The sequence below is a fragment of the Enterococcus sp. DIV1096b genome (assembly GCF_050498765.1).
Taxonomy (GTDB): Bacteria; Bacillota; Bacilli; order Lactobacillales; family Enterococcaceae; genus Enterococcus_D; species Enterococcus_D entomosocium.
This window is the reverse complement of record NZ_JBMHEK010000001.1, coordinates 885,732-904,520: the sequence shown is the minus strand read 5'-3', so window position 1 is coordinate 904,520 and position 18,789 is coordinate 885,732. Positions and strand designations below refer to the sequence as shown.

Below are 18,789 nucleotides of genomic sequence, written 5' to 3'. Positions count from 1 at the left end.
GCTAAAAGCTATGCAGCCTCTAACTCTATTACTTTGTTTTTTAATTGATCGACTTCGTTTTTTAGAGACTGAATTTCTCGCTCGTGATCACTAAGGATAACATTTTGATACATGGTTAAACGATCATAAGCTAAACCCTCTACTTGACCAGAAGAGCCATACAAAACAACTTCCTTTAATCCTTTTAAATCAAAATCATCAGCCACAAACCCATAATACCTTTGCGCTTTGCCCCCACGAGCAATCTCAGCTTTGTCGTACCAAGAAGAAGGCAAAATAGACAAAAGTCGTTTTGCTTTAGAAATGACTTCCTCGGCCACTTGAATATCTTCTTTATACTTTCTTGCAGATGTTGACCGACCTATAGTTCCAGCACTTGTGATAAACATATTTGACGCACTAGAATATGTTCGATTATAAATGGCCATACTCCAAATTCTTGGCGTACTATCCATTCCTAGTGTTACACCTGCAGGTGCGTTAGAATAATAACTATCTCCGCCATTGTTTAGCTCCAATCGATCAGTTTTCAAAGTCATGTTCGCACCCGATGTGACGTTCAAATTAATAGTAGTGGTCGTTGCAATTTTTGTATTGTTGTATCTTGCTTCAATTGGTGTATATAGTGTTCCACTTTGATTATGTTTTATCCGAACTCCGTATTCTCCTTCTATAGATAAATAGTTATTCCCATCCATTTGCATGACATAACTATCTTTGTTACCTGTAACAATTCTTTTTGCTTCCACGGTATTCGTACTAACAAATCTAAGTTTTGCGTTTACTGTGTTGTTGAAATTTACTATGGCGTCCACATTCCCCAAACCATACATTTTCCACTCCATATTCGTTCTTGAAGACGTATCTGGAATTTGAAAGATTGGCATAGAAGTTGTATCAGTTGCTGAGCCGGTATTTATTGAAAATACCTCTCCTGGCATCTGTACAATAGCTAATCCCACAGGTTCTTTCGAAATATAAATAGGCTGAATTCTAGCTAATTCGTTTGTGCTTCTTCTAAAGTAGATGCTTCCTTTTAAAAGTTCCATACTATATTCACCGGAATCCGACTGAGTGATTTTCCCACCAGTCAAATCAATTGCATTTAAAGTGCCCGACACAATACTATTCGCATTCAAGTTGATAATGTTCACATTCGCTGCATTAAGCGTTCCTGTGGTAATCTTAGTCGCTGAAAGACTACCGATTTTAGCATCAGTAATCGCTGCATCTGCAATCTGTGCAGTGCTAACTGCGAGATTTGCTATCTGCGCTCTACCGATAACACCATCTTCAATATACGTTTGGCCAGTAATTTGGACTTTGTTACCTGCAATCAAAACACCATCTGTCGAGATATTTATTTGATTTACTACATCATCTTTTGATACTTTTAAGTTAATGGTGTCAGACAACTGAGTAATCTGTGATTGGTTAGAATTAGTAATATCAAACACTTCAAATTTTGCAACATACCATCGGAATGGAGCTTCAGGCGTAGGATTATCACCAGCAACTGATTGAATATACTGGAATCCAAACGTACTAAATGTTCCACCAGTACCACACTGTACTAAATAAGCATACTCAGACCATGTTCCAGTACCTTGTCTAGGCGTTAACCAACGAACTGAACTGCCATCACCTATTTGATTATGTGCATGATACAGAGTTCTACCATTTGGGATATTTGCTATAAATCTAATTATGAACTGAGCATTTACACGTGCATCTAGCCGATAATAGAATCCACCAAGTGCTGGACTTGAAGGGCCTTTTGTTTCTATCATCATTCGATAGGCACTGCCAGTGGGTTGAGTTCCACCTGAAGATAATGGTATATTCTGGCGTGTAAGAACAACCGAACCTCCCGCAGTGTTGTTGTACGGGATTAGGTTATTTGATCCTTTAAGGAATGTGGGATCCGCTGATAGTTGTAACGCTCCTGCCACTCTGCCTTTCCAATCCGTATTCACAGCGGTAGTATTCATTTCGGATACAGTAGAGGTCAATCCATTAGCCGTTGCTTCAACTTGTGTCGCTTTAGTCAAAGCAGAATTGGCCGTTGTCTCAACGCTAGAAATAGTTGTTTTCAGGCCATTCGCAGTTGTTTCGACTTGCGTTGCTTTAGTAAGGGCTGAATCGGCGGTGTTCTTGACACTAGCTACGGTTTGAATAGTTCCCTCAACTGTTGACTCAATTTGATTGACTTTTGTTGTTTGAGCTTTATCTTCAGGTGCTGGAGACCAGTCTGATAGTGCAACTCCTTCTTCGATTTGTGCACGCCATACTGTGAAATCTAATGAATCAGTATTAACTGGTCGATATAATACAAATTGCATTGCTGCTAAATTCACATTATGGTGAGCTTTCATAACAATTCTTTTAGTCTCACCAGGTTCAACAACAACTGATTGACTTAGATTATTATTAAAAGTTACTCGTTTATCGCCATTATTTTTTACATACATAGAGTGAACATAATCAGTATTGTCTTTAACATACGTAATTATATTACCTGGGAGTGTACCACAGATAGTTCCAGTACCACCAGTTACTACATGTCGAACTGCATTCGTTGCATTCCACTCAGGTACTGAAACTGTTGTATAGGTAATAACAGCACTTTGATATGCTCTGAATTTTGGAGCCTCAGATTCACTAACCCAGTTTCTAGCTCCAATATAGAAATCATTCTGCCATTCTTCCACACTTGTCAACGTCTGCTTAACACCATCAACGGTGGATTCCAGAACATTCGCCTTACTCAAAGCGCTGTTTGCTGTTGACGTCACAGTTGCTATTGTTTGTTTTTGGCCATCGACTGTTACTACCAATTCATTCAGTTTCTTCGTTGTACTTGTGGCAGTCGATTCAACATCCGTGATCCTTCCAGTTAAACCAGTGACTGAGGTTTCAAGCGTTGCTGTTCTACTTTCGACAGCATTCGCCTTATTATAGGCTTCGTTAGCTTTACTACTAATAGAATTAACTGTCCCATTGATCGTAGTAACATCAGAAACAAGCCCATTGACATCAATCTGGATTTTATCGGCTTTAGCCTGTGCAGACTGTGCATCAGCTTTTGCTTGATCAGCGGCTTCTTGAGCATTTTCTCCGGCTTGTTTTGCCTGTTCGATTTCTTTCACCAAATCAGGATCTGTTGCAGTGGATACTTTAAACACCCAATCCAATTCTCCAGAACTATTTTTCTCATATACCCAAATTTCAGTATCTACACCACTTGGCTTAAACCAAATATCGCCTTCTTTTGGATCTATAGGCTCTGTTTGATCGTAGTAATTGCTGTTCCATTTATTGGCACTTAGAAGAGATTCAACATAATCCACTCGTTGATTTAAAGGACCACGGTATCTATAAGTTGCCTGTGAACTTGAATTGGTATTTGCTTTTGATTCTGAAGACATTCCACCATTAAAGGTGATATTGTACGACAGATTAGGGACAGAATATCTAGTACCGTCTTTATCAACAATATAGATCCAGTCTCCTGCTTCCAAAATGGGACTTCCACGCCACTTCAATTCGTAAGGAAAATAATTAAGTGTCTTGACTAGTTTCCACATTTGGTTCAAATGTGTTTGAGTCATCACTTTATTCTCAAGCTCAACTTGTGATCCATTGGTAGAACCAACGCGAATGACATCCGTTTCTTCTTCACCAGTTTTTACCGTGATGCCACCAATTCGATAACTGTTCTCATTTTTAGTAAATCCCTTTAACATATATGAGTCTGGAGTGATTTCAAAGTTTGTGGGTGCTAGTCTTTTTATTGTTAATTCACCCTTGCGGTTAAAACTTGCAAAACCGCCTTCAAACTGAGCAATCAAACCGATTGCTTGGCGAAATGTATATCCTACAGGTTTCTGAACCCACTCAGTTCCAAGCGAGGCAAAGGATGCTTGATCGATTTCAACACCTGCTAAATTGGCTATTTCTAACGCAACTTCCCGATATGGCTTAGGATAGGTTAATTTTGATTCATATATTCCTTCCATGTAAATCATTTTGTCATTTGCAGTAATCGTAGTCTTATTACTGTTTCTATCACGCTCAAAGTCCGTTATAAAAAAATTACCTAATTTAGTGAACTGATATTCACCATTAATTAAAATCCCCAACTCTGGTTCAATTTCTAAATCTTCTTTCACTGCTTCTATAATTGTCGGAAAAACTATCTGAACTGAATTCAGGGGGGTTGATCCAATTTGGAAAACTTCACCCGAAATACTGCCAGAATCAAAAGAGAGTGAGGTAATATCCTCACTCCCATACGTAACGTCATTCATTTTTACTCTAATAGATAGCTGTCTTGAGGGACTTAACCAAGCTGCTATTACGTCATCTGTTGTGACTAACAAAATTACCTCACCTACCTTTCAATAAAACTCATCGTTAGCCCTTCCCATTTGGGCAATTTGTCATGCCAGGAATATGCTGGAGCTGATCGATCGCCGACATAAAATGTTTTCGTAATAATGCCGCCTTCCATCGGATCGGGATAAGTGACTTCAAAAAAAGGAGACATCACCGCTTTTAAAATTGGTGAAATCTCCGCATCCGTTAAGGCACCCCATTCAAGGTCCATTTTTCGTTTTGTAGTGATATAATCACGAGTCATATCGCCTTTCGCATTACGACCAGAATCACCATCAACTGCTTGTATGCCTGCAGTAAACTTTTTAGGAGTCTTGATCGTAACTCCATTAATTTTTAAATATCCAGCCATCAGATCAATCCTCCTAAATGTTTAATTCTGTATAACCAAGCTGCTGATGGTATTTGTTGATTTCTTTTACTGCAATACGACCGAATTCTTTACCGCCAATATTAATGACAATATCTCCATTTGGTGCTTGTGTTGGTGTTGCACCCATTGCGGAAATGGCATTCATCAATGTTGTTACCATAGATGAAGTGAAGTCTTTCATGCCGCCACCTTCATAATTCATTTGGTTATTGTTACTAAACGTACTATTTGACGGTGTGAATGTTGGTGTTTGGAACATTTCTGGCAACATTATGCTTGAGTTGAACATATCAAGCCCAAGATACTCAACAGCTTGTTGAATCAATTCAGCAGCACGTTGCGGTTTTTCAAGTGGAATGACCATCTCTTTCTTATTGCCTTCTCCCATACGATATAAACCGTCTTGAGTAACTAGTCCGCCATTCTCATAGCCCACACCTCTGTACGCTGACGCAAGCGACCCGTAACGACTGAGTGCATATCTCATAGAAGCCAAAATATTCGACATAGGATCCCAAATATTCTTGTTGTACGGGCTTCTTGCATAAGCTCTAAATGTTGGATCAATGACCTGCATCAATCCTTTAGAAGGGGTTCCGTTCTTAGCGTTGATATCCCAATTATTGATGGCGTTAGGGTTACCATTTGATTCAGTCTTCATTTGGTAAAGCGTGCGATTTGCATTGGCTAGTGAGTAAATGCCTAGTTTGTTCAATGCGCTATTGACAGTCGATCGCCATCTTTCTACTGATGAACCATACTGACCAGCAACTGCTGCACCTCCAGATGCACCAAACGAAGCATTCTTGTCTATATCGCTTGCTCCGAGTGAGCCGTTGATATGCAAATGATCGTAGTGGTCATTCTGCGGCCATCTTACCCAACTTCCGCTCGATCCAGTACCAGACATTCCTTTTCGGTCTCGAACTTTACCTTGAGTGATTACGTAAGCTACTTTTGAAGCAAAGTTATCAAACACCCAGTTTGCTGGAGCAAAGTATTTCGAAGATCCGTTCATACTTGCTGGATACGCAACGTCAATTGCTTGATGCTTTCCGTGGGAATGTGGATCACCTGGTCTAAACCCAGAAGTGATTCTCATACCAGGATATCGATCGACGGTTTTTCTTGCGATATCATATAGGTATTTGTATACACCCCAACTCCCCATTGATCCATCAAACGAACTATTTTGTGCTTCATATCCTGCATCGAACTTCGATTTAAACCATTCATAAGAACCTTCTGCGATCGTACCAACGGAACCTTTCGCCATTGATAGAGCCGGTTCAACTGCACCTTTCAAGTTAACGAATTTAGAAATTGCTGAATTCAAAAGTTTCTTAGGATTTGATGCATACGACCAAATATCCGATGCAATTTCTTTTGCGCCATCCCATTTCTCTTTTAACCATTCGCCTATACCATTTGCATAGGCTGGTACACCATACATTGCAGCAGTCTTTGGACCACTTAAGACGGATGTTCCTTTTGGAAGGTTAACCATCAGATTTCTTTGCGCCGGAAAGATACCAGTACGTCCATCAGGTGTCCGGTAAGCTTCTTGATAATTAGATCCTAACCCATCATTTACTAAAGCAGGTCCGCCCGGATGATAGCCGGTACCTTTAGCATAAGTAGGAATGGTCCATTTCTTCAGAGCGCTGTCTCCTGCTCCGACTTTACTTAGTACCCAGTTGATACCGCTGATGACTCCATTGACACCTTTTCCGATAACTCCGACCATACCATTGAAAATTTTACCTGCTCCTTCTTTAACTTTCTTAGCGCCATTGCCAAGACCTTTCCCTATTTTTTCTCCTAGTTCATTAGCCCAACCGGTAATCTTTCCGAAAGCTTCAGAAGCGTTTGTTTTCATAGTATCAAATGAGCTTCCCATACTCGTTTTTAAATTACTAAATGCAGTACTTGCTTTTTCTTTAGCTGAATTAGCCGAAGTTGAAACCTTATCACGAATTTCATTCCATTTATCAACTGTATTATTTTTGACATTATTCCATCGATCAGAAACGTTATTCCGAAGTTCTTGTAATCGGTTTGACGCATTATCTTTTGCTGTTCTTGCTTTGTTTGATACATCTGTGGAAAAAGTATCCCAAGTTTCCTTTGTATTCTTTTTGATGTCACTCCATCGACCGCTAACATTATTCCAGATACCAGAAGCTTTCTCAGTAACTGTTTTCTTAGCATTATTCCAAGTGTCACTGGTCCATTTTTGGACATTACCCCAAGTATCTGAAACAGTCTTCATTATTTTGCCAAAGCGATCATCGATAACATCTTTAAGTTCACCAATCGCTTTTTTAGGATTCTTAACTGCGTTAGCAACTTTTTCTAACACACCAGCAAGAAATTCTAACCCTTTTGTCAAAAGTTCAATTTGCCCAATAATCAGGAATTTAGCCACTTGAGTAAGAGGAACAATAACGACGTCCCAGAACCATTTAAAGATTGGTTTGAAAATCTCAATCACTTGGTTCAAGACCTTCAATGCTGCTGAGAACATATCAAAATACTTAGGCACATAGTCTTCAATGAAAAAGCTTGCCAAAGGTAGTAGAACGTTTTTATACAACCACTCAAGTCCATCGCCAACATTTTTCAGGATAGGACGAATCGATTTGAATAATCCATCTATCGCTTTAAGTAATGGCGTGAAATCAAGTTTTTTTGCCCATTCTTCTGTGGCTTTGGTCATACTGTTGATATTACCTAACAAATCATCTACTGCATCGAGTATCGTTCCGAAGATTGATTCTCCAACTCTTCCTTCTTTCCACGCCTTTTTAAGTTGCTCAGCAATGTTGCCAATCGTATTGAAGATATTCGTATAGATTTCAAGAATATTGGCAGCTATACTTTCTCCACGACCATCGTTCCAGGCGTTTCGAAAAGCAACAGCAATTTCATGAAGTAATTCAAGAATTCGATTCCACATATCAAAGAACGATTGAATCAGCCTTGTTCCTCGCCCATCATCTTCCCATGCACGTCTGAACGCACCAGCAATATCACCAATTATGCCAAGTACATCTGCTAATAAAATCAGGATATTCTCAATGAATAATTGACCCGTTCCGTTTGTCCAAACTTCCATAAATGACTTGCCGATAGCAGAAGCCAAACCCATTACCTCACCTAATGCATACTTCCAAGCATCGATCACTCGTTGTCCTTGATTTTTCCATGCATCTTGGAAAGGCTTGAAGAAATCCTTCAATAATTTTTGGATGTCTTTCATCCATTTAGGCGTTGAATAAGTGCCTGTCGCTGAACCAAAATCAATGCCAAGAGTTGTGGAATCTTCCTTCTTTTCATCATCCGTATCCATCGTTAGCTTGTTGATTTGGTCAAATCCCATGAGAGATTTTTGTAGTTTTTTCACTTTCTCATTGGCTTTATTTGCAGAAGACCCAGTATCGTTTAGCGCTTGGATATTGTCATACAATCCACTAGCGCCTTGTTTTGCTGCATCATAGGTTGTCCCGAATAACATTGCAATAAATGAGGCAAGCTGCCCCGTGAGTTGGGCTACTGTGCTCATTAGCGCATTCAACGCTGGTAAGATTGCCGTGTATATTGGATAGAATGCCGTCATAAGATTGACTTTAATCTGATTCAACGAGGCGCTGAATTGATCGTTCGTTTTCAACGCTGACATCATACCGCTAGCTAGTTTGGTAATTGCGCCACCTAACAGCTGATAAACAACCAATGAAGGTAACAGATATTTCATTGACTGACCAAAAGCATTCGTGCTTCCTGTCATTCGATTTGTTCCAGCTGTAACTTTGTTGGAATTACTAGAAAATAGACTTCCGAACTTTCCAATAAATCCAAGAGAGTTCCTTAAGCCATTTCCGACGCTCCCGAATCCGTGTGAAACAGCATTGGACATGCGGTTGAATACACCGCCATATTTAGAAACAGCCCGCTCAGATTGCTTCAGTCCTGTGCCTGTCATACTAGCGCCGCTAGAAGCGTTGCCCGTTTGAATGGATGATTGTCCCAAAGCAGAGTTAACTCGTTGCAGAGCCTTTCTCAACGCATCTGCTCTGTCTTCTGTTTGTGCGTATTCCTTTTGCAAACGATCATTGTCACTTATAAGCTTATTCATCTTGATTGATTGTTTTTGAATCTCTCCAGACGTTTTCAGTGATTGAGGAGTATCTTCATAATTCTTGAATCCAGATGTAAAGCTGCCAGTTGGCACACGTTGATCGTTGTACTCCGCCTTCAACGTCCGAATTCGTTTTCGCATCGCTTCAATTTGGGCTTCGTTTTGGCTCATGCCTTTTGTTATACTTTCCAAGGAAGACGGTACAGCATCTAATTCACGCTTGATTGTATTACCCATGCCTTTTGCCTGATCTTGAAATTTTGTCATCTGAGCTTGCGCTCGAGCGATTTGTTCATCGTATTTAACGACTTTCCCTGTATCTCCTTGACTGGATGCCGTTTGCCTTTGCGATTTCAGATAAGCAACCTTTTCTTGTGCTGCTTTCGCTTGTCCCATTTTAGCGTTGATCTCATTCACCATCGCATCTATTTCCTTGGTAACCTTCGGACGTGCTTTGCGCACCCCGGTTGCGAAGTTGTCGCCAGCAGCTTCAGACGATTGCTTTGTCGATCGCTCGAAGTTTGCTAATGTCTTTTCAAGTGCTTGATTCATTTTTTCTAGTTGTTTCGTGAAATTGCTAGCGCCTTTTTCAATATCCATATTTTTTTCTGTGCGATCCATTGAGTTACCGGACATTTGTTGGATTCGACTCATTGCACCCTCAATTTTTGGCAATACACTCTCTAGGGATTGCTCAACTCGAGCAGTATTGATATCTAACAAGACTTCAAGTGTTTCTAATTCCATGCTTTCTCACCTACCTTTCTTCTATGAGTTTTCTTCTTTCTCTTGTTGCTTTGATAGCCTGCGCTTGGGCCAAGAACATTTCTTGCTCACGCTGCATAGCTTCTTGCTTTGTTTCTTCCTCCGTTTTCGCTTCTTCAACGGCTTGTTCAATTTGTTTGAGAAATGGATAAGCATCTTCAAATTTTGGAAACTTCTTCGGATCATTGAATGCAAAAACGGCTAACCTTTGCTGAGAATAGTCGAATAATGCTTTTTCTTTTAACTCATCCTCCTTGATTTTCTTGTTGGCTTGAACTTGTATCATAATTTCCTCAAGCGTCATTCCCCAGTAGTCAGTGGCAGGGATTCCTGATTCGACCGCTTGTGGGTACATGAATTCAAGCATTTCGGATAGATTATCGAAGTTTTTTATAGAAGACTGTCTTCGCTGTTCGTCTGATCCAAAGATTCCCCATCGGTCGCTTCGTTCGCCGTTTCTTTCTTTCCGAAAAAACCCGCTTCATCCAAGAAGTCATTGATTTCACCAAATAGATCCATGGTTGTTTTGCCTGATTCAATATATTGTTCAAAAGCTTCGATAATTGCTTTTTCAGTAACACCGCTCGTTTTATTTGCTCCTTGCAAAACAATCAGCAAGCTATTTGCTGGCGGCAGTTTAATTTCACCTTGTTTTTTAACGAACAGGCCCATGATTCCTTCATCTAGTTTCTTTTCGATTGCAATAATTGCTTTACCATCTAACCGAAGTTGTAGGTTTAAGTTACCTAATTCAAATGGTGTTGTGTGCGGAAATTGTGCGATATTGTTTTTTGACATAATTGTTTTCCTCCTAATATAAGAAGGCTAGTCTTTCGACTAACCTTCTTGTGGTTCAGTTAATGTTAAAACGTGTGTATCTTTTTTACTTCCTGAGTTCGTCGTAACTGTTGTTGTATACGTTCCGGCTGGCACGCTTGCTGTCCAAGTTATATTGCCAGTATTCGATACACCTAAACCTGCGGTTGCTGGTGCAATGGTGTATACGACTGTCGTATTGGTAGCATTGCTTGGTGCTACAGTTGCCGAAAGTTGGCGATTTGATGCAGTCCCCGCAACTGCGGTAGATGTCTTAGGTGACAAAGAAACCGACTCGGGGTTAATTACTTTGCTGGAGCTGGTGTGATATCTGGACCGTCACTTACAACGATACCTAAGTTAAACCCAATCGCTTGGTTAACTTCAGCTCCATCAAATTTGTAGTAAGGCTCGCCAGTGAATTCAGCTTTCAATCCGTCTGGATATGTGATCGTCCAAGCCGCAGATTTGCCAGTTTCAACCAATGCATGGACATCTCGGAAGTTGTCCCCTTGATAAACGATCGCAAATTCAAAGTTATCTACATCTTCGATACCTTTGATATAAGCTTTCTTTTCTGATCCCAAGTGTGTAACATCAACTTTTTCTGGGTCACTGCCCAATGCCGGGATAGATTTAACTGCTGCTACAGTTTTAGTTGTTGCACCATCTTTGTAGGTTAAGACGGTACCTTTTGATAATAGTCCTGCAAAATCCATGTGTAATTCCTCCTATTTTTTGTAAACATATTTCGTAACATTATCAACTACAGCTGTTACTTCAACGATGATTCGCTTTAGATCAGCCGTGTTAGCATCTTTAGCGGTACCAGAAAAACCAATACTACCGAATGTGCTTAAAACACTTTCAGCAATACTGGTCTGGCTTTTGTCTCCGTATAATTCAACTGTGATTGTCCAATCTGTTTGTAACTCATTACCCAACGAATCAATCTGATGTGGTTTATTGGCTGTCCTATAAATAGCCAATGGGAATGTATTCCAAGTTGAAGGATAGTCCGTGGCAATCTTTTTGATGTCAGTGACGGCTTGTAATACTTCAACAGTGACTGTCTTCATATTCACTCGTTCCATCACTTCAACTCCCTTAACTTCCGTTGTACATGCTCTTTGTAGATTTCTGGTGCTTCACCGATCAAATCTACTAAAGAAGGATACAAGAACGGTCGTGCTGGCTGTCCTTTGGTAATGTAGAAGTCTGTACCTTGAACAGTCACACGAGGAATACCGTATATAGCTTCCAAATCCACAGCAACATCTTTTGCTGGGATAAACCATGCTGTTTGCGAGTAAACTGGTGTAAATCCTTCTGGTAAGTCTTTTTGACTAGCTTCACCGACAGGACCAGTACCAACTTCACGAAATAGCGCTTCTTGCTTGTCGGACCAGACACGCCCAACAATTTGGTTTTGTGCGTTGATCACGACTTCGTTCTTCAAACTACCCAATAATTCTCCACTTGAATATTTCATGCTAGATGATAACCGCAATTCGGCAGCTTGTTTGATCAACTCGGTGATTTCAAAAGTCGCATCCCACATCGCATCATCTAAAATTTGAGGCAGTGCTTTGGCTTTTCGATGTAAGCTTTCCAGTCCTTTGATTTCAACTCCCACGATTATCATTCCTTTCTAGCATAATGTTCTTGTGTGTCGAAAATGTCTGGATAGATTTGATTGTGAAGTCTGGTTCCTCGTCTTTGCCAACATATACACAAACACCATCTAGTTCGTTTTGCGCCTCGTTAATCGTATCGCCTTGATATTTGCAAGCTTTCATTGTTTCAAGCTTGCTACCGTAGATCTGAGCGTTTACCGTACCGCTTGCAGCTTGTACATTCATACGCAACTCAATCGGATCAAACGGGTATGTGATTATTTCTTCTGCTTCTTCGTCATGAGTGACTTTTCGTTTTTTTAGGTAGACAGTTTGTAAATCGCGTTCCCTAAGTCTCATCTGAACGACCTCACTTTTGCCACTCTATAGCGATTGAGTTTTGATTGAATCTTTGCAGGAATACCAATTTCGAACGATTGAGATACACCGCCCTCAGTACGAGCTGTCTCCCCTTCGTTGCCTTCAGTATTTCTGCGAAAGATATACAGATCTTTAACAGAAGACGGCATATTGCCCACAAGCACATCACGATTGCAATAATCCAAGGCATCATACATCGCATCTTTGATATCATCTTTCAATACCTCAACAGCCGTTGGATCCATAATAGAAAACTTACGCCCTAGTTCGACAGCAAGCTTATCTAGGACGATTTGATTTTGTTCATTCATAAGCTATCACTCCTTACAAAGTTACTTGATTGTCATTCATCAGCTGAATCAATGCATCACGATCAGCCTCTTCAGGAATTTCAACCTTTGCAGCTTCAAGTGCCTTACGTAAAGTTGCTTCTTTAACGCCTTTGAACGGCACATTTTCGATTTCTTCGATTTTATCAAACAAATCATCATTCATATGATCGCCTTCGATGATTAATTCTTCACCTGAACCATAGCGTTTCCCCGCATAGAATACGGGGATATCTTTTACTTTGACTTTAAACATATTTTTTCCTCCTATGCGATTGGTTGTGCTTGGAACACTTCATCAGCAGCTGCAAATGAAGGCAATGCAGTTGCAACAGCTTTCGTCCAAGTTCCGACAGGATCACGCGTTTCATCGTAAACAGATGCCAATACGTTGCTGACAAGCGTAGTATCAACCGCTGGATCCCGAGTCAAACGAGTTTCTTCTGCAGTAGGTCCATATAGCGTTTCACCTAACAACTCATCATTAAACATAGCAAATTTGTTTTCAGGGAAATATTTCTTTGTTGTATACGTTCCGTCAGCTTGCTGTACTTTGTATTTCTCGTCATAAGTACGAATTACTGGATAGCTATGAGTTTCCATGAATGCATCCAAGTCAGCTTGTGAAACTACACGCCCAGAATCTTTACCGAAGATTGCAGCAATGATTTTAGGATGGGTAGCAAGCGCACGATAGATTTTCCGAGAAGTGAGCGCACGAGTTGGCTTAGTATCCAATGCATCAATCCAACGTTCGATATCAGCCAATGGATCAGAATTTTCGTTCGTCCAAACGTTCGTACCGGTCAAGGCTTCTTTGTGTTCAGTAGGAACATGGTAATCAAGCGTGAAGTTCAATCCGTTTTCTTTAACAGTCACTTGACCAGAGGCTAATACTTCCATACGCATAGCTTCCACACGAGCACGTACACCTTGCACTAATGAATCGATATCATTGTAGACTTGACCTACTAGATATGCTTGTTCTGCAGGCGTGCGTGGATTTTCCAATGCAATAATGTCGGTTTCTTTCAATTGGATTTTGCGTTTGATCAAGCTCAGTTCCAACTCTTGCTTGTTAGCAATACGGCTTCCGATTTCCGCCTCAGTATCGAAGTCGTGGATAGATGCTGCGATAGGGATGCGGCTACCACCGCTTAATTGATCCAATTTCAAAGACGGTTGTTTGCGCTCTGGGAAGAGTGTTTCACCTAGTAAAGGTTTATATTCGCGATCACGAACATAGCTTAAAACTTCATTTTGTGTAAATAATTCCATAATTGTTGGCATGTTTGTTTCCTCCTGCTTTCTTTTATTCTCCGCCGCCAGCGGCTACTTTTGGTTTTTTGTTAGCATCTAAGAAAGTGATATTCTTCAATGCAGTGATTGCAGCATCCGTGGGTGCTTCTGGCAAACGTTCAGCCAATACATAACCACCTACAAGAATTGCTACTGGTTGCGAACCTGTTTCGGCATCTACAGTTACTGAATTGAATACAATACCTAAAGCTGTACCGTCATTAGCTGGATAAATTTCACCAGCTTTAAAAGATTTGTCAGCTTGGTAGGTAAAGTTTTGGAACGTTGCGCTAGCTAAGAAGTTTAATTGCTCAGCTGTTTTGATTGGTTTTACATACATTTGTATTTCCTCCTATTTTTTATTTCCAAAAGTTATCATTGTCTGCTTTTGTACGACTGTTTGCATTTTTGGCATATTGACTACCGATTGATTCTGCTTCTGAACCGCCACCATTACCTGCTGGGTTATCAGCTGATCCGGCAAGACGAATGTTAACTGCTTGCTCAACTGCTTCACGGAATGCTTTAGATACATTGCCATATGCTTCATCCAAATTCTTTTCATCACCGCCGAACAATGGTGCCAAAACAGTTGATAGCAAATCAGGCAGTTTATCAGTAGAAAGGCGTTTGATTACACCCGCTTCGTCTTTATCACGCTTCAGAGCCACACGATCGGCTTCTAATTGATCACGCTCTTGTTGCAACTCGTATTGAGCTTTTTCTTCGGCAGACATTTGACCTTTTTTCTCAGCATCTTTGATCTTTTTATCTGCTTCTTCTTGCCATTTAGCCTGTGCCGTTTCAATGGCTTTAGAAATACGTTTGTCCACTACAGAATCGAATTCAGATTGACTGGAAAAAGAAACTGGCTTGCTTTCCCCATCACCCGAATCACCATCTTGACCGCCGTCTGCACCGTCACCCTCGCCACCATCAGCAAAGAACTGCAGTTTCATCTTCATCAACCGATTGCTACATATCTGTCCTACAAATTGGTTCATTAACAATTTATTTTCTTTCATATTTTTCTCCTTTACCCATGCACACTCAAAACAGTCATAACAAAAAGCACCCCATCCACGCTTTCGCCCAGACACAGTGCTTTACCTTTGATATTCTATTTTGAACCCACACACGTTATTAGATTTTACTTAGCTTTTATTGCCATCAAAGTTTGGGCATAAAAATAGCACCTAATCAAATAAACGATTGGGTGCTATTACTTCTCAATTATTGACTCTATTTCGTGTTCAAAGAAAGCAACAGATCGATCTTTTAGCTTTCCAGATTGCGGCCTAATAACCAAATATTCTCCTTCATCGTCATTATCTTCACTAGTAGTATAGTCAATTATTCTACCTGACAATATAACACCATCCAAAAACGTTACTCGGACTTCTTTACCTAGATAGCTTTCTAAATCCATCTTAACTCTCTCCTTTCCATGGTACTAAATGGGTTCTATTTGCTGAATGATGAATCTTAAACCCCTTTACCTCTAAACCTGATCGATAATCAAAGCCTAAAAATGAATCAGTCATAATTTTTTCTTTGTTCATTCGACCGTTTTTATTAGTTTCGACAACCCCAGTACCAGCATACTTATCAAATAGCCCTTGAACATCGACATCATCATTGAAATAGCTTTTACCTGCTTTAGCAGTGCTTTTCATATGAGGCGCTTGTTTTTCAGCGTTTATAACAGATCCGTATCTTCCATCTTTCAGGCGAGATTTAACAAAGTAATGATCTTTCAATTCTTCCCATTCGTTACCCTTATTATACTTGATATTCTGGTACTTATCCAATGTCGAAGGTGTATTCTTATCACCTAATACATTTTTTAAGTTTCTGTATTCAGCATTATCTTTTGCAGCATTTTTTATTTTCTTTTGCTGTAATGCAATTTCTTCGTCAGAATACTTTTCTTTCAGCTTGTTCATCCAATCATTATAGGTTGTTTCGCCTTTTATCGGAATGACTTTGCCGCTAATAGGATCCAAAGCGTTTCTGGGCAATTTCAGCGTGCGTTTGCTATACATTACTGCAATCGTTCGACACCAAGGATGGAACGGCGGATATGTACCACTAGCTCCATTTACAACAGCTTCTGAGACTAAATAAACCTTATGGTCTTTGCCTCGACAAATCTCAGATGTCCGCAAATCCAACACAGCCACTAACATGTACTCTTTTACGCCGTTATCTTGCCACGCTTTGAGTTTTGCTTGGTTAGCCATGTAATTAGCTTCCGTGCGTATCAACCGCCTAGCAACACCAATTGAGCGGTCAAATTCACTAGCTATTGCCTTAGCCATCTCAAACTCAGACATGCCAGTCATTGATTCGACAGTGAACAACTCTTCTAATCTTGCCGCTAAAGCTTCAGTGTCGCCCCACAGCCTTTTAGAATAATTTGATCCATGCCAATGGCTATCAAGTATGTTCTTTGTATACCTGGTAGATAATTCTTTGAACTGATAATCCTTTTTGTTCCATACCTCAATGACAACGCCATTTTTAGCATTCTCTTGTGCCTTACGAATGACTGATTCAGCAGTAGCCTCACGATATGTCTCATGAATAGCATCTACATAAAATTCAGTCTGCTTTTCTAACTGGACATCAGCAACATGTTTAGAAACTAAAAAAGACTTGGCTTTCAAGTCCTCTGCACGAGTGATACGCTCTTTAAACGCTAATGCTTGCAATCGATTCTTGGCCGAGGCTTGCAACTCAGGATTTTTAATCTGCTTGGATAGTTTTCTTAACTCCGCTAACTCTTCAACTGATGTTGTTTGATTCAGTATCCGTTTAGCTTCATCCTCAGATAGTCCAGATCGTTGCTGAGAGCGAGCAAATAGCTTCCTAACCTTTTGGGTTAAGTACGTTTGTGCTTGTCTGTATGCCTTGGTCACAGCTTCCTCGACTTTGATTGCACCGTCATTTATCTTTTGTTCAGCATCGATGTCGCGGCGTTCCCAATAAGCTAGCTTGCGTTTCTTTTGAGCCATTTAATCAGCTCCTTATTTCACCCCACCAGTTAAAATGCTGATAGAAAATTTTAAAGCTTGCTCTTCGTTAAATCCCTCTTCTAAACATTTATCAAACAAATATTTCCCTTGCTTGGCTATATAATCTAAACCTTTTTGCATTTCAAAGAAAGTGGCCTCAAGTGTTTGGTTGTTCTCATTCATCTTCATTAGTTCGTTTAGCTGCTTTTCATTCATCTTCTTTGCCCTCCCCTGGCTCGTTGTCCAATTCCGAATGACTGTCTTCAGCTTGTACACCCAATGCTTTGGCTTGAAGCTTCATGTTTTCCTCTTTTTGCTGATTCAACATTTCAACTACTTCTTGAGGATTGTCAATGTCATCCAACCATCCCAGGCTAATCAACAATGGTATAAACTCTTGTGATTCCTTGATCTGGTTAATGATATCTGAGCGGTTAATCGGCAAGTTAGGTTTGAATTTGATTGTTGTTCCTTCGACATCTACATTGTGACCTTTCACATTCAAGATGTTTTGCAACAATTCCAAACGCTGCATGATGCCATCTTCCAAATATCCGATCTTGATTGACAACACAAGTAGCAATCCAAATAACTTGTATTTCATCGCTTCCCCAGACTGAGTGCCAGCAAAGTTCTCATCATTCAGATTGGGGACATACGTTGTTTTGTGGAAATCATCAAGCAAAGAGTCAGCTAGTGTTTGTACTTGAGTTTCATCAAACGTGTTAGTAGCATACTGGAAATCTCCGCCATCTGATTTGGCTGGCGCTTCGATAGCCATTGTTCCATTAATCTCATCTGGCTTTTCGTCTGGCAGACCAAATCCAAACATGATCATAATCGCTTTGACAAAGTTCTTCTTGTCTTTGATACGATCCGTCTGCAAGACGTTGTAACCATCTATTTGAGACAATTGCTGCTCATAGTCGCCTTGTTTTTCTTCGTTGTTCCGAAACTCAACTACAGGTACATCCTTGTAGTAATGTGGTTTAACTTTAGGATTCGGCGATTTATTGATTAAGCTTGTAGGGTCTAATCGCTTCGTTTTAGATAAATAAGTGATCACCCACTTTGGAGTGTAAACTGTTATCTCCCAGAATGTTCTTCTTTTCAAGTCACGCTTCTTGACCATACGAACAGCAAATAGCTTCGTTCGGTCGATAGTATCATCAACCACTAAAAACATACCTCTTGGATCAATCCAAGCAATCTTAGGTATGGTTTCAGGAACATCGTTTCCTTCGGTACCGGGTTTAATAGCAAGGTAATGTAACTCAAGTCCCATGCCCATTGTTGATAAACCTTTTTCTAATTCCTTATCGTGCTTCTTAATTTTCATCTTTTCTAATGCATCGGTAACAGGTGTAATATCTTTATCCTTTGCTGGTGCATAAGATACAGGAGCGCCGACTGTGAATCCGACCATCATGTCCGTTACATATTTGGCGTTATTTACGAATATTTCGTCCATATCGTGAGGTGTTCGAATCTTCGTTTGCCCAATTTTATGCGGTTTACCTTCGTAGTAATCAAACAACATATCTAGCCGTGGTATTTCTTTCTTATGCTCATCCATGCAGAAATTGATTACTTCCATACTAGGGTTATTAATATCACCAGCTAACTCACGATCAATAGCAATTGCCATTCTTTC

The 18,789-nt window shown here is 40.2% G+C and carries 19 protein-coding genes and 1 pseudogene; all 20 read right to left on the bottom strand.

Annotation, left to right across the window (positions count from 1 at the left end; genetic code table 11):
• Positions 1 to 8: 8 nt before the first annotated feature.
• Positions 9 to 4,382, bottom strand: coding sequence for a hypothetical protein (locus IGJ17_RS04300; protein WP_429961138.1), 4,374 nt, complete (start codon positions 4,380 to 4,382; stop codon positions 9 to 11).
• An 11-nt stretch (positions 4,383 to 4,393) separates the two neighbouring features.
• Positions 4,394 to 4,750, bottom strand: coding sequence for a DUF6711 family protein (locus tag IGJ17_RS04295; protein WP_159151150.1), 357 nt, complete (start codon positions 4,748 to 4,750; stop codon positions 4,394 to 4,396).
• Positions 4,751 to 4,763: 13 nt separating this feature from the next.
• Positions 4,764 to 9,659: a transglycosylase SLT domain-containing protein gene (locus IGJ17_RS04290; RefSeq protein WP_429961137.1), complete on the bottom strand. Its 4,896-nt coding sequence runs from the start codon at positions 9,657 to 9,659 to the stop codon at positions 4,764 to 4,766.
• 10 nt (positions 9,660 to 9,669) lie between these two features.
• Entirely contained in the window at positions 9,670 to 10,044 is a 375-nt protein-coding gene (locus IGJ17_RS04285; RefSeq protein WP_429961136.1) for a hypothetical protein, read from the bottom strand.
• Between the two features lie 23 nt (positions 10,045 to 10,067).
• Positions 10,068 to 10,475: a DUF6096 family protein gene (locus IGJ17_RS04280; protein WP_429961135.1), complete on the bottom strand. Its 408-nt coding sequence runs from the start codon at positions 10,473 to 10,475 to the stop codon at positions 10,068 to 10,070.
• Positions 10,476 to 10,514: 39 nt separating this feature from the next.
• A complete protein-coding gene (locus tag IGJ17_RS04275) occupies positions 10,515 to 10,778 on the bottom strand; it encodes a putative Ig domain-containing protein (protein WP_429961134.1) in 264 nt (87 codons plus the stop codon).
• Between the two features lie 20 nt (positions 10,779 to 10,798).
• Entirely contained in the window at positions 10,799 to 11,212 is a 414-nt protein-coding gene (locus tag IGJ17_RS04270; protein ID WP_429961133.1) for a phage tail protein, read from the bottom strand.
• A gap of 12 nt (positions 11,213 to 11,224) precedes the next feature.
• Positions 11,225 to 11,587, bottom strand: a complete 363-nt coding sequence (locus IGJ17_RS04265; RefSeq protein WP_010749493.1) for a hypothetical protein — start codon at positions 11,585 to 11,587, stop codon at positions 11,225 to 11,227.
• Positions 11,587 to 12,129, bottom strand: coding sequence for an HK97 gp10 family phage protein (locus IGJ17_RS04260; RefSeq protein ID WP_429961132.1), 543 nt, complete (start codon positions 12,127 to 12,129; stop codon positions 11,587 to 11,589). The genes IGJ17_RS04265 and IGJ17_RS04260 overlap by 1 nt, the downstream gene beginning before the upstream one ends.
• On the bottom strand, positions 12,119 to 12,469 hold the full coding sequence (locus IGJ17_RS04255) for a hypothetical protein (RefSeq protein ID WP_429961131.1): 351 nt from the start codon (positions 12,467 to 12,469) through the stop codon (positions 12,119 to 12,121). The genes IGJ17_RS04260 and IGJ17_RS04255 overlap by 11 nt, the downstream gene beginning before the upstream one ends.
• Complete coding sequence (locus IGJ17_RS04250; RefSeq protein WP_429961130.1) at positions 12,466 to 12,801, bottom strand: phage head-tail connector protein; 336 nt, start codon at positions 12,799 to 12,801, stop codon at positions 12,466 to 12,468. The genes IGJ17_RS04255 and IGJ17_RS04250 overlap by 4 nt, the downstream gene beginning before the upstream one ends.
• A 13-nt stretch (positions 12,802 to 12,814) precedes the next feature.
• Complete coding sequence (locus tag IGJ17_RS04245; protein ID WP_121262110.1) at positions 12,815 to 13,075, bottom strand: conjugal transfer protein; 261 nt, start codon at positions 13,073 to 13,075, stop codon at positions 12,815 to 12,817.
• An 11-nt stretch (positions 13,076 to 13,086) separates the two neighbouring features.
• A complete protein-coding gene (locus tag IGJ17_RS04240; RefSeq protein WP_429961129.1) occupies positions 13,087 to 14,109 on the bottom strand; it encodes a major capsid protein in 1,023 nt (340 codons plus the stop codon).
• A gap of 22 nt (positions 14,110 to 14,131) precedes the next feature.
• Positions 14,132 to 14,458, bottom strand: a complete 327-nt coding sequence (locus IGJ17_RS04235; protein WP_429961128.1) for a hypothetical protein — start codon at positions 14,456 to 14,458, stop codon at positions 14,132 to 14,134.
• A gap of 19 nt (positions 14,459 to 14,477) precedes the next feature.
• Positions 14,478 to 15,143 carry a DUF4355 domain-containing protein gene (locus IGJ17_RS04230; protein WP_429961127.1) on the bottom strand — a complete coding sequence of 222 codons (666 nt, stop codon included), beginning with the start codon at positions 15,141 to 15,143 and terminating at the stop codon, positions 14,478 to 14,480.
• A gap of 197 nt (positions 15,144 to 15,340) precedes the next feature.
• Positions 15,341 to 15,547, bottom strand: a complete 207-nt coding sequence (locus tag IGJ17_RS04225) for a hypothetical protein (RefSeq protein WP_142424825.1) — start codon at positions 15,545 to 15,547, stop codon at positions 15,341 to 15,343.
• A gap of 1 nt (position 15,548) precedes the next feature.
• A complete protein-coding gene (locus IGJ17_RS04220) occupies positions 15,549 to 15,878 on the bottom strand; it encodes a polymorphic toxin type 50 domain-containing protein (protein WP_429961626.1) in 330 nt (109 codons plus the stop codon).
• 150 nt (positions 15,879 to 16,028) lie between these two features.
• Positions 16,029 to 17,135: pseudogene (locus tag IGJ17_RS04215) on the bottom strand (minor capsid protein); the annotation flags it as partial.
• Between the two features lie 12 nt (positions 17,136 to 17,147).
• On the bottom strand, positions 17,148 to 17,351 hold the full coding sequence (locus IGJ17_RS04210) for a hypothetical protein (RefSeq protein ID WP_086317145.1): 204 nt from the start codon (positions 17,349 to 17,351) through the stop codon (positions 17,148 to 17,150).
• Positions 17,344 to 18,783, bottom strand: a complete 1,440-nt coding sequence (locus IGJ17_RS04205) for a phage portal protein (protein ID WP_429961126.1) — start codon at positions 18,781 to 18,783, stop codon at positions 17,344 to 17,346. Before IGJ17_RS04205 ends, IGJ17_RS04210 begins: the two co-directional genes overlap by 8 nt.
• Positions 18,784 to 18,789 lie beyond the last annotated feature (6 nt).

Bases quoted from the DNA above. Each gene is read 5' to 3' on its own strand.
- IGJ17_RS04235 (WP_429961128.1), bottom strand. From the start codon at position 14,458: ATGTATGTAAAACCAATCAAAACAGCTGAGCAATTAAACTTCTTAGCT.
- IGJ17_RS04255 (WP_429961131.1), bottom strand. From the start codon at position 12,469: ATGAGACTTAGGGAACGCGATTTACAAACTGTCTACCTAAAAAAACGA.
- IGJ17_RS04295 (WP_159151150.1), bottom strand. From the start codon at position 4,750: ATGGCTGGATATTTAAAAATTAATGGAGTTACGATCAAGACTCCTAAA.
- IGJ17_RS04240 (WP_429961129.1), bottom strand. From the start codon at position 14,109: ATGCCAACAATTATGGAATTATTTACACAAAATGAAGTTTTAAGCTAT.
- IGJ17_RS04250 (WP_429961130.1), bottom strand. From the start codon at position 12,801: ATGAATGAACAAAATCAAATCGTCCTAGATAAGCTTGCTGTCGAACTA.
- IGJ17_RS04230 (WP_429961127.1), bottom strand. From the start codon at position 15,143: ATGAAAGAAAATAAATTGTTAATGAACCAATTTGTAGGACAGATATGT.
- IGJ17_RS04265 (WP_010749493.1), bottom strand. From the start codon at position 11,587: ATGGAACGAGTGAATATGAAGACAGTCACTGTTGAAGTATTACAAGCC.
- IGJ17_RS04210 (WP_086317145.1), bottom strand. From the start codon at position 17,351: ATGAATGAAAAGCAGCTAAACGAACTAATGAAGATGAATGAGAACAAC.
- IGJ17_RS04225 (WP_142424825.1), bottom strand. From the start codon at position 15,547: ATGGATTTAGAAAGCTATCTAGGTAAAGAAGTCCGAGTAACGTTTTTG.
- IGJ17_RS04290 (WP_429961137.1), bottom strand. From the start codon at position 9,659: ATGGAATTAGAAACACTTGAAGTCTTGTTAGATATCAATACTGCTCGA.
- IGJ17_RS04205 (WP_429961126.1), bottom strand. From the start codon at position 18,783: ATGGCAATTGCTATTGATCGTGAGTTAGCTGGTGATATTAATAACCCT.
- IGJ17_RS04280 (WP_429961135.1), bottom strand. From the start codon at position 10,475: ATGTCAAAAAACAATATCGCACAATTTCCGCACACAACACCATTTGAA.
- IGJ17_RS04245 (WP_121262110.1), bottom strand. From the start codon at position 13,075: ATGTTTAAAGTCAAAGTAAAAGATATCCCCGTATTCTATGCGGGGAAA.
- IGJ17_RS04285 (WP_429961136.1), bottom strand. From the start codon at position 10,044: ATGCTTGAATTCATGTACCCACAAGCGGTCGAATCAGGAATCCCTGCC.
- IGJ17_RS04270 (WP_429961133.1), bottom strand. From the start codon at position 11,212: ATGGATTTTGCAGGACTATTATCAAAAGGTACCGTCTTAACCTACAAA.